General features: G+C 62.1%; 13 protein-coding genes. 10 read left to right on the plus strand and 3 right to left on the minus strand.

Annotated elements, in window-relative coordinates:
- Positions 1-133: 133 nt before the first annotated feature.
- The 4 genes from ACMGF5_RS10345 (at position 134) to ACMGF5_RS10360 (ending at position 4,249) form a co-directional block, all read left to right on the plus strand.
- Positions 134-1,531: an FAD-binding oxidoreductase gene (locus ACMGF5_RS10345; RefSeq protein ID WP_115273340.1), complete on the plus strand. Its 1,398-nt coding sequence runs from the start codon at positions 134-136 to the stop codon at positions 1,529-1,531.
- A gap of 24 nt (positions 1,532-1,555) precedes the next feature.
- Complete coding sequence (locus tag ACMGF5_RS10350; RefSeq protein WP_012312259.1) at positions 1,556-2,221, plus strand: fumarylacetoacetate hydrolase family protein; 666 nt, start codon at positions 1,556-1,558, stop codon at positions 2,219-2,221.
- A gap of 106 nt (positions 2,222-2,327) precedes the next feature.
- On the plus strand, positions 2,328-3,248 hold the full coding sequence (locus ACMGF5_RS10355; protein ID WP_046787000.1) for an SdiA-regulated domain-containing protein: 921 nt from the start codon (positions 2,328-2,330) through the stop codon (positions 3,246-3,248).
- A gap of 89 nt (positions 3,249-3,337) precedes the next feature.
- Entirely contained in the window at positions 3,338-4,249 is a 912-nt protein-coding gene (locus ACMGF5_RS10360) for an SdiA-regulated domain-containing protein (protein WP_119688105.1), read from the plus strand.
- A gap of 93 nt (positions 4,250-4,342) precedes the next feature.
- Here ACMGF5_RS10360 and rpiA read toward each other — a convergent pair whose 3' ends face one another.
- Entirely contained in the window at positions 4,343-5,017 is a 675-nt protein-coding gene (gene rpiA / locus ACMGF5_RS10365) for a ribose-5-phosphate isomerase RpiA (protein WP_012312262.1), read from the minus strand.
- 139 nt (positions 5,018-5,156) lie between these two features.
- Here rpiA and ilvA point away from each other — a divergent pair, with 139 nt between their 5' ends.
- The gene (gene ilvA / locus ACMGF5_RS10370) at positions 5,157-6,671 is read left to right on the plus strand and encodes a threonine ammonia-lyase, biosynthetic (protein ID WP_115273341.1); all 1,515 of its coding nucleotides are present in this window, start codon (positions 5,157-5,159) and stop codon (positions 6,669-6,671) included.
- Positions 6,672-6,709: 38 nt separating this feature from the next.
- Positions 6,710-7,135, plus strand: coding sequence for a DUF2269 family protein (locus ACMGF5_RS10375; RefSeq protein WP_119688106.1), 426 nt, complete (start codon positions 6,710-6,712; stop codon positions 7,133-7,135).
- Positions 7,136-7,230: 95 nt separating this feature from the next.
- On the opposite strand, the gene ACMGF5_RS10380 is transcribed toward ACMGF5_RS10375, so the two are convergent.
- Positions 7,231-7,887: an HAD family hydrolase gene (locus ACMGF5_RS10380; protein ID WP_414157766.1), complete on the minus strand. Its 657-nt coding sequence runs from the start codon at positions 7,885-7,887 to the stop codon at positions 7,231-7,233.
- Between the two features lie 141 nt (positions 7,888-8,028).
- On the opposite strand from ACMGF5_RS10380, the gene ACMGF5_RS10385 reads away from it, so the two are divergent.
- Together ACMGF5_RS10385 and ptsP are read left to right on the plus strand one after the other, a co-directional pair.
- Complete coding sequence (locus ACMGF5_RS10385) at positions 8,029-8,508, plus strand: RNA pyrophosphohydrolase (protein WP_003249017.1); 480 nt, start codon at positions 8,029-8,031, stop codon at positions 8,506-8,508.
- A 22-nt stretch (positions 8,509-8,530) separates the two neighbouring features.
- Positions 8,531-10,810 (plus strand): phosphoenolpyruvate--protein phosphotransferase, encoded by a 2,280-nt coding sequence (ptsP, locus tag ACMGF5_RS10390; RefSeq protein ID WP_046787005.1) that lies wholly within the window; start codon positions 8,531-8,533, stop codon positions 10,808-10,810.
- 110 nt (positions 10,811-10,920) lie between these two features.
- On the opposite strand, the gene ACMGF5_RS10395 is transcribed toward ptsP, so the two are convergent.
- The gene (locus ACMGF5_RS10395) at positions 10,921-11,667 is read right to left on the minus strand and encodes an NRDE family protein (RefSeq protein WP_174141037.1); all 747 of its coding nucleotides are present in this window, start codon (positions 11,665-11,667) and stop codon (positions 10,921-10,923) included.
- A gap of 128 nt (positions 11,668-11,795) precedes the next feature.
- Between ACMGF5_RS10395 and ACMGF5_RS10400 the strand changes: the two genes are divergently transcribed.
- Positions 11,796-12,578 (plus strand): sulfite exporter TauE/SafE family protein, encoded by a 783-nt coding sequence (locus ACMGF5_RS10400; protein WP_046787007.1) that lies wholly within the window; start codon positions 11,796-11,798, stop codon positions 12,576-12,578.
- Positions 12,579-12,594: 16 nt separating this feature from the next.
- The gene (lgt, locus tag ACMGF5_RS10405; RefSeq protein ID WP_046787008.1) at positions 12,595-13,404 is read left to right on the plus strand and encodes a prolipoprotein diacylglyceryl transferase; all 810 of its coding nucleotides are present in this window, start codon (positions 12,595-12,597) and stop codon (positions 13,402-13,404) included.
- The last annotated feature ends 17 nt before the right edge of the window (positions 13,405-13,421 follow it).

Consider the following 13,421-nt stretch of genomic DNA (forward strand, 5'->3'; position numbering starts at 1 on the left):
ATGATGCTAGGCGCAGCGCGGGCCTTAGCACGAACAGCGGGGGCGCTATGCTAGCATACGCGACACAATCTGAGCTTATCCCGACAGGTGAAGAGTACTCAGGGTGACTATGAATAAGTCGAGAGTTCCGGCGATGACGCACCCCGCGGTAATTGATGAACTGATGACCTTGGTAGACCCTGGCAAGGTCCTGACCGATGCCGCTTCCCTGGAAGCGTACGGCAAGGATTGGACCAAGCATTTTCCGCCCGCGCCCACTGCCATCGTGTTCCCCAAAAGCGTGGAACAGGTTCAGGCCATCGTTGGCTGGGCCAATCGCCATCAGGTGGCGCTGGTGCCTTCCGGCGGTCGGACCGGGCTCTCCGCCGGTGCGGTGGCAGCCAATGGTGAAGTGGTAGTCGCCTTCGACTACATGAACCAGATTCTCGATTTCAATGCCTTCGACCGCACGGTGGTCTGCCAGCCAGGGGTCATCACTCGCCAGCTGCAGGCATTCGCCGAAGAACAGGGGCTTTATTACCCGGTGGATTTCGCCTCGAGTGGCTCCAGCCAGATCGGCGGCAACATCGGCACAAACGCCGGCGGCATCAAGGTCATTCGCTACGGCATGACCCGTAACTGGGTTGCCGGCCTGAAAGTTGTCACTGGCAAGGGCGAGCTGCTCGAGCTGAACAAGGACCTCATCAAGAACGCCACGGGCTATGACCTGCGCCAGTTGTTCATCGGCGCCGAAGGTACCCTGGGCTTCGTGGTCGAGGCCACCATGCGCCTGGACCGCGCCCCGCGCAACCTCACTGCGATGGTGCTGGGCACGCCGGACTTCGATTCGATCATGCCGGTGTTGCATGCCTTCCAGGGCAAGCTTGACCTCACGGCATTCGAGTTCTTTTCCGACAAGGGCCTGGCCAAGATCATGGCACGTGGCGATGTGCCTGCGCCGTTCGCCACCGACTGCCCGTTCTATGCCCTGCTGGAGTTCGAGGCCAGTACCGAGGAGGTGGCCAACGATGCGCTGGCCACCTTCGAGCACTGCGTCGAGCAAGGCTGGGTACTGGACGGGGTGATGAGCCAGAGCGAAGCTCAGTTGAGAAACCTCTGGAAGCTGCGCGAGTACCTGTCCGAAACCATCTCCCACTGGACACCGTACAAGAACGATATCTCTGTCACGGTTTCCAAGGTGCCGGCGTTCCTGCGCGACATCGATGCCATCGTCAGCGAGCACTATCCCGACTATGAGGTGGTCTGGTACGGGCACATCGGCGACGGCAACCTGCACCTGAACATCCTCAAGCCCGAGTCCATGAGCAAAGACGATTTCTTCGCTTCATGCACCAAGGTCAACAAGTGGGTGTTCGAGATCGTCCAGCGCTATAACGGCTCGATCTCCGCCGAGCACGGTGTGGGCATGACCAAGCGCGATTACCTTGGCTATAGCCGTTCACCACAGGAAATCGCCTGCATGAAGGCGATAAAGGCCGTCTTCGACCCTAACGGCATCATGAATCCGGGTAAGATCTTCGCTCCTGAATAAAAGCAGTAATCAAAGGAGTCGGCCATGAGTTACCAGCACCAGTACGTAGACGGCACCCGTATCCACTTCCCGCTGGGCAAGGTGGTGTGCGTTGGCCGCAACTATGCCGAGCACGCCAAGGAACTGGGCAATCCCATTCCGACCGAGCCGTTGCTGTTCATCAAGCCGGGCAGTTGCGTGGTGCCGCTGGAGGGTGGTTTCAAGATTCCTACCGACCGTGGTTCGGTGCATTACGAAGCCGAAATCGCGGTGTTGCTGGGCAAGCCGCTGTCGGCACATCCATCTGAAGAGGAAGTGCTGGATGCCATCTCCGGCTTTGCCCCGGCGCTGGACCTGACCCTGCGTGACGTGCAGGCCAAACTCAAGGAAAAGGGCATGCCGTGGGAGACCTGCAAGAGCTTCGACGGTGCCTGCGTACTGCCGCCTTTCGTCGCTGCCGGCACGTTCGAAGACCTGGCCGACATCCCGGTGCGCCTGACCATCAATGGTGACGTTCGCCAGGACGGTAACAGCGCGATGATGCTCAACCCGATCGTGCCGATCATCCAGCACATGGCCTCGCACTTTTCGCTGCTGCCGGGGGATGTGATCCTGACCGGTACCCCGGCTGGCGTCGGCCCCTTCGAAGTGGGTGATGAGCTGGTGCTGGAGTTGCCGGGCGTGAGCCGCTTCGAAAGCCGGGTACTCTGAGCAGAGACTGTGTCGCCCGCGAAGCGGGCGACGCGATTTACCGTTTTTTTCACAACCTATCTGGATAATGCACGAATCTCCGCCTATTTACCCAGGAATACTCTGTATGGCCCTGTCTTCCAGCGCTCCCGTATCCACCAAGCGTCGCTTCTATCTGCGCTGGCCGTTCGGCCTGGCTGTGGCTGCGGTGATCGGCTATGGCGTGGCCGTGGCGATGCACTGGGATGACCGTGGCCGACTGTGGGTCCAGGAAGGCTTCGAGAGCAGCGCCGAGCGCAGCGAAAGCGTCTGGTTGCCGGACTATAAGGTCGATATCGATGCCAAGCCTATGCCGGGCATGGAAGATGATGAAGCCTCGGACGTAGCATTCAATCCGCATACCCGCACGTTGTTTGTGGTCATGGGCAAGAACCCGTTCCTGGTCGAGCTGAGCCTGGATGGTGATGTGCTGAGGCAGATCCCCTTGCAGGGGTGGAACAACCCCGAAGGGGTTGCCGTGCTGGAAGATGGCCGCTTGGCCATTACCGATGAACGTCTGCACGACCTGACCGTGGTCAAGGTGGACGCACAAACCAAGTCGCTGAACCATGCAGATTTTCAGAGCCACGACCTGGGCGAGTCGGTGAAAAGCAACAAGGGCTTCGAGGCCGTGGCATGGGACCCGATGCGCCAGCGTCTGGTGATCGGCGAGGAGCGGCCGCCAAAGCTGTATACCTGGAGCACCGATGGGCGCAGCCCGCTCAAAGGAGACAAGCAGCCGCTGGCCAGCAACGAACTCGACCTGCGCAACCTCTCAGGCTTGGGTGTCGACCCGCGTACGGGCCATCTGTTGGTGCTGTCGGCGGACTCCAACATGCTGCTGGAGCTCGACGAGCAAGGTCAGCAGGTGAGTTTCATGACCTTGCTGGGCGGTTTCAACGGCCTCAAGGACACCATTCCGCGTGCTGAAGGGGTGGCGATGGACGATCAGGGCAACCTGTACATGGTCAGTGAGCCGGCGCTGTTCTATCGATTCAAGAAAAACTGACGGCCATTTCAGATTTTTCGCATGCTGGCATTAAGCTTTACTTCAGTTGTTCGTGGTTAGATTCGTCATCCTCAAACCGAGTCTGCCCTATGCGTCGCTATGTTCGTCTGCCCCTGGTCCTGGCTGTCATTGGCCTGCTCGCCGTGCTCTTGCTGGGCGTGGCGGAGCAGCAGTTCCGTTTGCTCGAGCGTGGCTGGTTCAACTTCAAGACCTGGTGGCAGCCCGCTGAGCAAAGCATGGGCCTGGATCGCTATCGGGTAGTGACCGAGGCGCAGCCTATAGACGGGCTGGACGATGATGTTTCGGCACTGACTTACGACCCCGACCGCAAGACCCTGTTCACGGTGACCAACAAGCGGTCCGAACTGATCGAGTTGTCCCTCGACGGTCGTATCCTGCGGCGGGTGCCGTTGACCGGTTTCGGCGACCCCGAGGCGGTCGAATACGTAGGGCCCAACAGTTACGTGATCACCGATGAGCGCCAGCAACGGCTGATTCGCGTGCGCCTTGAGGACGACACGATGTTCCTGGATGCCCACGATGCCGAGCAGTTGAGCCTTGGTATCGGCCTGAACGGCAACAAGGGGTTCGAGGGGCTTGCCTACGACTCGGCGGGCAAACGCCTGTTCGTGGCCAAGGAGCGAGACCCGATGGTGATCTACGAAATTCACGGGTTTCCCCATGAAAACCCGGAGCAGCCCTATGCAGTGCATGTGGTGCAGGACCGCAAGCGCGATGCGCGGCTGTTCGTGAGGGATCTTTCCAGCCTGCAGTTCGACGAGCGCAGCGGGCATCTGCTGGCACTGTCGGATGAATCACGCCTGGTGCTGGAGCTGGATGTGAAAGGTAAACCGTTGAGCACGCTGTCGCTGCGCAAGGGGTACCAGGGGCTCAAGCAGACGGTGCCGCAGGCGGAGGGGATTGCCATGGATGAAGCGGGGACCATTTATCTGGTCAGTGAGCCGAACCTGTTCTATGTGTTCAAACAGCCCACGGATTGATTGGGCTTTTGAGCGTAATTGCCGGCAAGCCGCCTCCCACGCGGTCACCACTGCTGTGGATTGCCTGGGCGAGCCAGCTTGCCGGCAATGGCATCACTCGGCTTTCAGGCTCTTCACGCCTTCCGGGGTGCCCAGCAACAGCAGGTCTGCCGGCCGTGCGGCAAACAGGCCATTGGTCACCACGCCGACGATCGCATTGATCTGCGCCTCCAGCTCTACGGGGTTGGTGATCTGCAGGTTGTACACATCCAGGATCACGTTGCCGTTATCGGTGACCACACCCTCACGGTACACCGGGTCGCCACCCAGCTTGACCAGTTGGCGCGCCACGTGGCTGCGGGCCATCGGGATCACCTCGACCGGCAGCGGGAAGGCGCCCAGCACCGGCACCAGCTTGCTGGCATCGGCGATGCAGATGAAGGTCTTGGCTACGGCCGCGACGATTTTTTCGCGCGTCAGTGCCGCGCCACCGCCTTTGATCAGGTTCAGGTGTGCGTCGCTCTCGTCGGCGCCGTCGACGTAGAACTCCAGCTCGCTGACGCTGTTCAGCTCATAGACCGGGATGCCATGGCCCTTCAGACGCTGTGCCGTGGCCTCGGAGCTGGCGACCGCGCCGTCGAACGCCGTCTTGTGCTGGGCCAGGGCGTCAATGAAAAAGTTGGCAGTCGAACCGGTGCCGACGCCGACGACGCTCTTTTCATCCAGCTTGGGCAGAATGAAGTCGACAGCGGCCTGGGCGACGGCCTGTTTGAGTTGGTCCTGGGTCATGCGGGCTCCGGAAAGGGGCAGGGCGGTAATGAAATGAAAGGAGGCTAGTATAACGGCTCGGGCGGCTTTGCTGTGGTCGCCCGACGTAGCGCTGGGGTAGACTCGCAGCCCTTGTCCCGCGGCCAGTGATGCTTTCCCGATGCTCGAACAGTACGTCAAGAAGATCCTCACCTCGCGCGTCTACGACGTCGCTGTCGAAACCCCGCTGCACAGCGCCGGGCAACTGAGCAAGCGCCTGGGCAACCAGATTCTGCTCAAGCGTGAAGACCTGCAGCCGGTGTTCTCCTTCAAGATCCGTGGGGCGTACAACAAGCTGGCGCAACTGAGCCCGGAAGAACTGGCCCGCGGCGTGGTCACCGCCTCGGCCGGCAACCATGCACAGGGGCTGGCCCTGGCAGCCCGCGAGCTGGGCATCAAGGCCACCATCGTGATGCCCAAGACCACCCCGGAGATCAAGATCGAAGGCGTACGCTCGCGTGGCGGCAAGGTGGTATTGCATGGCGACTCGTTCCCCGAGGCGCTGGCCTACTCGCTGAAACTGGTCGATGAGAAGGGCTTCGTCTATATCCACCCTTATGACGACCCGCACACCATTGCCGGGCAAGGCACCGTGGCCATGGAAATCCTGCGCCAGCACCCAGGCCGGCTGGATGCGATCTTCGTGCCGGTGGGCGGCGGTGGGCTGATCGCCGGCATCGCCGCCTACGTGAAATACCTGCGCCCGGAAATCAAGGTGATTGGCGTCGAACCGGATGACTCCAATTGCCTGCAGGCAGCCATGGCCGCTGGCGAGCGCGTGGTGCTGCCGCAGGTTGGGCTGTTCGCCGATGGCGTGGCCGTGGCCCAGATCGGTCAGCATACCTTCGACATCTGCCGCTTGCATGTGGATGAAGTGATCACCGTCAGCACTGACGAGATCTGTGCAGCAATCAAGGATATCTACGACGATACCCGCTCGATCACCGAACCTGCAGGTGCCTTGGGTGTCGCTGGCATCAAGAAGTATGTGGAGCTCAACGGCGTCAGCGGGCAAACGCTGGTGGCTATCGACTCGGGCGCCAACGTCAACTTCGACCGCCTGCGTCACGTCGCCGAGCGTGCCGAGCTGGGCGAGAAGCGCGAAGCGATCATCGCCGTGACCATCCCCGAGCGGCCGGGCAGCTTCAAGGCGTTCTGCGAGGCCATCGGCAAGCGCCAGATCACCGAATTCAACTACCGCAAGCACACATCCGACGAAGCCCATATCTTCGTTGGCGTGCAGACCCATCCGGAGAACGACCCACGCGCTGCGTTGGTGCAGCAACTGACCGAGCAGGGTTTCCCTGTTACCGACCTGACTGACAACGAGCTGGCCAAGATGCACATCCGCCACATGGTGGGTGGCCATTCGGCCGGTGCACGCGACGAGATCGTGCTGCGCTTCGAGTTCCCTGAGCGGCCGGGGGCGCTGTTCAACTTCCTCAACAAGCTGGGCGGGCGCTGGAACATCTCGATGTTCCACTACCGCAACCACGGCGCCGCCGACGGGCGTGTGGTGGCCGGGTTGCAGGTGCCGGAGGACGAACGCCACCTGGTGCCGGCGGCGCTGGCCAAGATTGGGTATCCGTACTGGGATGAGACCGACAATCCCGCTTACCGGCTCTTCCTGGGTTGAGCGACTAAGCTTGGCGAACCCCCCAAGGATGTGAAGACATGGAACACCTGACCACCCTCAAGGCCCTGCACCTCATTGCCACCGCCCTGTTATTGCTGGGCGCACTGGGTTTGGCGATCTGGACCGTACGCGCCCGGCGTCAAGGCGACGCCCAGGCTTATGGCAAGCTGCTGCGTCGGCCTTTGGTGTTCGTCTGGCTGGTGATGGGCGTGAGCCTGCTGAGCATGCCGTTCACCGGTTGGTGGCTGGTTCACCTGGTAGGTTGGCCGCTGGGGCAGACCTGGGTGCTGGCGTCCAGCGTCATCTATACCCTCGGTGCGTTCGCCGCGTGGTGGTTGCTGGTGCGTCTGAACCGGCTGCGCAAGGCTGAGGCGGTGGGTTTGCGGTTTACCCTGGCCCTGGCGGTCTTCAGCGGTGTCTGCTTCCTGTCCATCGCCGGGTTGATGGGCGCCAAGCCGGTCTGAAGCTGGCCGGGCCGCTCTGCAGCCCATCGCCGGCGAGCCAGCTACATACCTTGTGCGCTTGCCAGCGATGGGGCGCAAGGCGGCCCCAAAAAGGCTCAGTCCCTAAGCGAAATCACCGGCCACCCGCGCCGCTCAGCCTCAGCCTGCAGGTTAGGGTCCGGGTCCACCGCGACAGCATGTGACACCCGCTGCAACAGCGGCAAGTCATTCATCGAGTCGCTATAGAAGTAGCTGTCTTGCAGGTCGAACCCGTTCTCCAGCATCCAGCGTTCCAGCCTCGTCACCTTGCCTTCACGGAAGCACGGTATATCGGTACTGCGCCCGGTATAGCGGCCATCGCGTGTTTCGCATTCGGTCGCCAATAGCGTGCGAACGCCCAGGCGGCGGGCAATCGGCGCGGTGACGAAACGGTTGGTGGCGGTGATGATTACCAGTTGGTCGCCTGCCTCACGGTGTTGCTGCAGCAGGGCCAGGGCCTTGGGCAGGATGATCGGCTCGATGCAGTCGCGCATGAACTCGCGGTGCAATTGGTCGAGCTGGGCGGGTTCGGTGGCTGCGAGGATTTCCATGGAAAAGGCCAGGTAGGCCTGCAGGTCGAGGGTGCCGTTCAGGTAATCCTGGTAGAAGGCATCGTTGCGTTGTTTGTACGCGATCGGGTCAAGAATCCCCCGTTCGCACAGGTAATCACCCCACGCGTGGTCACTGTCGCCACCGAGGAGGGTATTGTCCAGGTCGAATAAAGCCAGGCGCATTGCGGTTACTCGCGTCAGCCATAGGGAAGGCCCGCAGAATACGGAGTTTTCACCTCGCTGCACATAAGCGTGGCGGGCGCGTTGCTGCGCTCGCAGGCTTTGTGGAACAATGCGGTGACATGCGTTTGCGAGGTTGCTGCCGTGATCGACCCGGATGGTTTTCGCCCAAATGTCGGGATCATTCTCACGAATGATGCCGGGCAGGTGCTATGGGCTCGGCGGATCAACCAGGATGCCTGGCAATTCCCTCAGGGTGGTATCAACCCTGACGAGACGCCGGAAGATGCCCTGTACCGCGAGCTGAACGAAGAAGTTGGCCTTGAACGCGATGATGTGGAAATTCTTGCCTGCACCCGCGGCTGGTTGCGTTATCGTTTACCCCAGCGTCTGGTACGTACCCACAGCCAACCGCTGTGTATCGGCCAGAAGCAGAAATGGTTTTTGCTGCGCCTGGTGAGCAATGAGCAACGGGTGCGGATGGACCTGACCGGCAAGCCTGAATTCGATGGCTGGCGCTGGGTCAGCTATTGGTACCCGCTGGGCCAGGTGGTGACCTTCAAGCGTGAAGTGTATCGCCGCGCCCTGAAAGAGCTAGCACCGCGTCTTTTGACGCGCGACTGACGACGGAGTTCGACCCCGAGCCATGCTCAATACGCTGCGCAAGATCGTCCAGGAAGTGAACTCCGCCAAAGATCTCAAGACGGCGTTGGGGATCATTGTCTTGCGCGTCAAGGAGGCCATGGGCAGCCAGGTCTGCTCGGTCTACCTGCTCGACCCGGAAACCAACCGCTTCGTGCTGATGGCCAGCGAAGGCCTCAACAAGCGATCCATCGGCAAGGTCAGCATGGCCCCCAACGAAGGCCTGGTTGGTCTGGTCGGTACCCGGGAAGAGCCGCTGAACCTGGAAAACGCCGCTGATCACCCACGTTACCGCTACTTCGCTGAAACGGGCGAGGAGCGTTTCGCGTCCTTCCTGGGTGCACCGATCATCCACCACCGTCGTGTGGTCGGCGTGCTGGTCATTCAGCAGAAAGAACGCCGCCAGTTCGACGAGGGTGAAGAAGCTTTCCTGGTCACCATGAGCGCTCAACTCGCCGGGGTTATCGCTCACGCCGAGGCCACCGGCTCGATTCGTGGCCTGGGCCGCCAGGGCAAGGGCATCCAGGAAGCGCGCTTCGTCGGCGTACCAGGCTCGCCGGGTGCTGCCGTCGGCCGAGCCGTGGTCATGTTGCCGCCTGCCGACCTTGAGGTGGTGCCGGACAAGACGGTCGAAGACATCGACGCTGAACTCAAACTGTTCCACAACGCCCTCGAGGGCGTGCGCGCCGACATGCGCAAGCTTTCGGCCAAACTGGCCACCCAGTTGCGCCCGGAAGAACGCGCGCTGTTCGACGTGTACCTGATGATGCTTGAGGACGCAGCCCTCGGCGGTGAGGTGACTGACGTCATCAAGACCGGCCAGTGGGCCCAGGGCGCCCTGCGCCAGGTGGTCGGCGAGCACGTCAGCCGGTTCGAGCTGATGGACGACGATTACCTGCGCGAGCGCGCCTCGGACGTGAAAGACCTCGGTCGCCGTCTGCTGGCCTACCTCCAGCAAGCCCGTTCGCAATCGCTGGTGTATGCCGACAACACCATCCTGGTCAGCGAGGAACTGACCCCGGCGATGCTGGGTGAGGTGCCGGAAGGCAAGCTGGTGGGCCTGGTCTCGGTGCTGGGCTCGGGCAACTCCCACGTTGCCATCCTGGCCCGTGCCATGGGTATCCCGACGGTGATGGGCCTGGTCGACCTGCCGTATTCCAAGGTCGATGGTATCGAGCTGATCGTCGATGGCTACAAGGGCGAGGTGTTCACCAACCCCAGCGACGTGCTGCGCAAGCAATACAGCGAGGTGGTCGAAGAAGAGCGTCAGCTGGCCCAGGGCCTGGATGCGTTGCGCGAACTGCCTTGCATCACCCCGGACGGTCATCGCATGCCGCTGTGGGTCAACACCGGCCTGCTTGCCGACGTGGCCCGTGCCCAGCAGCGGGGCGCCGAAGGGGTGGGCCTGTACCGCACAGAAGTGCCGTTCATGATCAACCAGCGCTTCCCCAGCGAAAAAGAGCAGTTGGCCATCTATCGCGAGCAGTTGGCGGCGTTTCACCCGCTGCCGGTGACCATGCGTACCCTCGACATCGGCGGGGACAAGGCGCTGTCCTACTTCCCGATCAAGGAAGAAAACCCGTTCCTGGGGTGGCGTGGCATCCGCGTGACCCTCGACCACCCGGAAATCTTCCTGGTCCAGACCCGCGCCATGCTCAAAGCCAGCGAAGGCCTGAACAACCTGCGCATTCTGCTGCCGATGATCTCCGGCATTCACGAACTGGAAGAGGCGCTGCACCTGATTCACCGCGCCTGGGGCGAGGTGCGTGACGAAGGCACGGACGTGCCGATGCCACCGGTTGGCGTGATGGTCGAGATCCCGGCCGCGGTTTACCAGACCAAGGAGCTGGCGCGTCAGGTGGATTTCCTTTCGGTAGGCTCCAACGACCTGACCCAGTACCTGCTGGCAGTGGACCGCAACAACCCGCGGGTTGCCGACCTTTACGACTACCTGCACCCGGCAGTGCTGCAAGCCTTGAACACCGTGGTGCGTGATGCCCATGGCGAGGGCAAGCCAGTCAGTATCTGCGGCGAGATGGCCGGTGATCCGGCAGCAGCGGTCCTGTTGATGGCCATGGGCTTCGACAGCTTGTCGATGAACGCCACCAACCTGCCGAAGGTGAAGTGGATGCTGCGCCAGATAAACATGAGCAAGGCTAAGGAGCTGCTGGCCGATGCCCTGAGCCATGACAACCCGCAGGTTATCCACAGCTCGTTGCAATTGGCGCTGAAGAACCTTGGGCTGGCGCGGATGATTGGGCCAGAGGCCAACAAGACCCTGTGAATTCTGGGGCCGCTTTGCGGCCCTTTCGCGACGCAAGGCCGCTCAGGCGACGCGACCCTTGTAGGAGCGGCCTTGCGTCGCGAAAGGGCTGCAAAGCAGCCCCATGGCCCTCAAACCCAAAGCTCAACCTCCCCCAAGTGCCCCCCAAAAGGCCCGAAACTGCGCTCGACAAGCCGTCTTTTACCCTGATCATCCACGATCAGCACCGTACTGGCCCGCGTCCCATAATTCTGGCTGGCAATAAACACACTCGACAGCAGCTTCTCTGTCGCCACCCCCACGCCAGTTTCCGGCAGCTCTGCCTCAGGCGCCGTCTCACCATCGGCCAGCAACGCCATCAAACGCTGTGGGTCTGCTGACCCCAGTAACCGTTCCAGCCCGTCGCGCGCCTTGACCAGCTTGGGCCACGGCGTGTCCAGCCCGGCATTGGAAAGCCCATACACACCAGCCGCCAGCAAGCGCGGCGCCGCGTCTCGAGCGTGCAGATACCCCAGGCGCACACCATCGCCCACCAGCAGGTTGAACCCCGAATACTGCTTGCTGCGGCTGGCGACCTGGTCCAGATAGGCCTCGACCCCAAGTTCACCCTGCAGGTATGCCGCCACCAGCTCGCCGCGTGAGCGGGGGCCCAACGGCTGCCCTGGGTCGCGAATGTTGGTCAGGGCGGCGAACCGCCCCTGCGGCCCCACGCCCAGCCAGGTACCACCGGCCTCCAGGTCACGCCCTGCATGCACGCCTGGCGCATCTTCCCAGGCTGCCAGCGCTTGCGTGGGCCGGGCATAGAACTCGTCGCGGTTGGCCGCCACGATCAGCGGCAGGGCATGCCCTGGCCGCCAGGCGAATACGATCAGGCACATAGGTTGGGCCTCTGGGTTTTTTGCCACTCTACCCACTGCGGCGGCGCCGATCCATCCTGTCACAGAGTTCACTAGAGCCCCGAGCCCGGCTTCCGTTACCATGCCGGATTGTTTTTCGGGGACGACGAATGGAGTTCGCACTCTATCTGCTTCTGGGCGCCTGTGCCGGCGTGCTGGCCGGGCTGTTCGGCGTGGGCGGCGGCATCATCATCGTGCCGGTGCTGGTGTTCAGCTTCACCCTGCAGGGCTTCGACGCTTCGGTGCTCACTCACCTGGCGGTGGGTACCTCGCTGGCAACCATCGTCTTCACATCGATCAATGCCGTGCGCGAGCACCATCGTCGGGGCGCGGTGCAGTGGCCGATCTTCGCCTGGATGACCGTGGGTATCCTGCTGGGCGCCGGGGTGGGCGCGAAGACGGCTTCGCTTATCCAGGGCCCGCTGTTGCAGAAGATCATCGGCGTATTCGCGCTGATCATTGCCGCGCAGATGGCACTGGACCTCAAGCCCAAGGCCAGCCGCGGCATTCCCGGCAAGCCCGCACTGATCGGTGCCGGTGGCGTGATCGGTTGGGCCTCGGCGATCTTCGGCATCGGCGGTGGTTCGTTGACCGTGCCATTCCTGACCTGGCGCAGCCTGCCGATGCAGCAGGCGGTGGCCACGTCTTCGGCCTGCGGCCTGCCGATTGCCGTGGCCAGCGCCCTGAGTTTCATGTGGCTGGGTTGGCACGATGAGCATCTGCCAGCCCATAGCGTGGGCTTCGTGTACCTGCCAGCGCTGGTCGGCATTGCCGTGACCAGCATGTTTTTCGCCCGCTTCGGCGCGCGGCTGGCGCACAAGTTGTCGCCCCGCCTGCTCAAGCGCTTGTTCGCCGCGCTGCTGTTTTGCGTAGGCCTGAGCTTTTTGATTTGAAACCAGAGGAATATCCATGCTGCCTTACCCGCAGATAGACCCCGTGGCCGTTGCGCTCGGGCCGCTGAAAATCCATTGGTACGGCCTGATGTACCTGATCGGCATTGGTGGCGCGTGGCTGCTCGCCTCGCGCCGGCTCAACCGTTTCGACCCCACCTGGTCGCGTGAAAAGCTCTCTGACCTGGTGTTCTGGTTGTCGATGGGGGTGATCGTCGGCGGGCGCTTGGGTTATGTGCTGTTCTACGACCTGCACGCCTACCTGGCCAACCCGACGTTGATCTTCGAGGTATGGAAGGGTGGCATGTCGTTCCACGGCGGCTTCATCGGCGTGATGCTGGCGGCCTTGTGGTTCGGCAAGCGCAACAACAAGTCATTCTTCGAACTGATGGACTTCGTCGCACCGCTGGTGCCGATTGGCCTGGGGGCAGGGCGTATCGGCAACTTCATCAACGCCGAATTGTGGGGCAAGCCGACCGACGTGCCGTGGGCGATGATCTTCCCGCCGTTCAGCGACCCGGCCCAGCTGCCGCGCCACCCATCGCAGCTGTACCAGTTCGCCCTGGAAGGCGTGGCGTTGTTCGCGATCCTCTGGCTGTTCTCGCGCAAGCCGCGCCCGACCATGGCGGTTTCCGGGATGTTCGCCCTGTTCTACGGCATCTTCCGCTTCATCGTCGAATTCGTCCGCGTGCCGGATGCCCAGCTGGGCTACATTGCCTGGGGCTGGCTGACCATGGGTCAGATACTCTGCATCCCGATGATTCTGGCCGGCCTCGGATTGATCTGGTGGGCTTATAATCGCAAACCCACGGCGAAACCCGCCATCTGATTCCCAACGGCAGGGGC

This window comes from Pseudomonas sp. BNK-15 (assembly GCF_047456105.1).
GTDB classification, from domain to species: Bacteria; Pseudomonadota; Gammaproteobacteria; order Pseudomonadales; family Pseudomonadaceae; genus Aquipseudomonas; species Aquipseudomonas putida_E.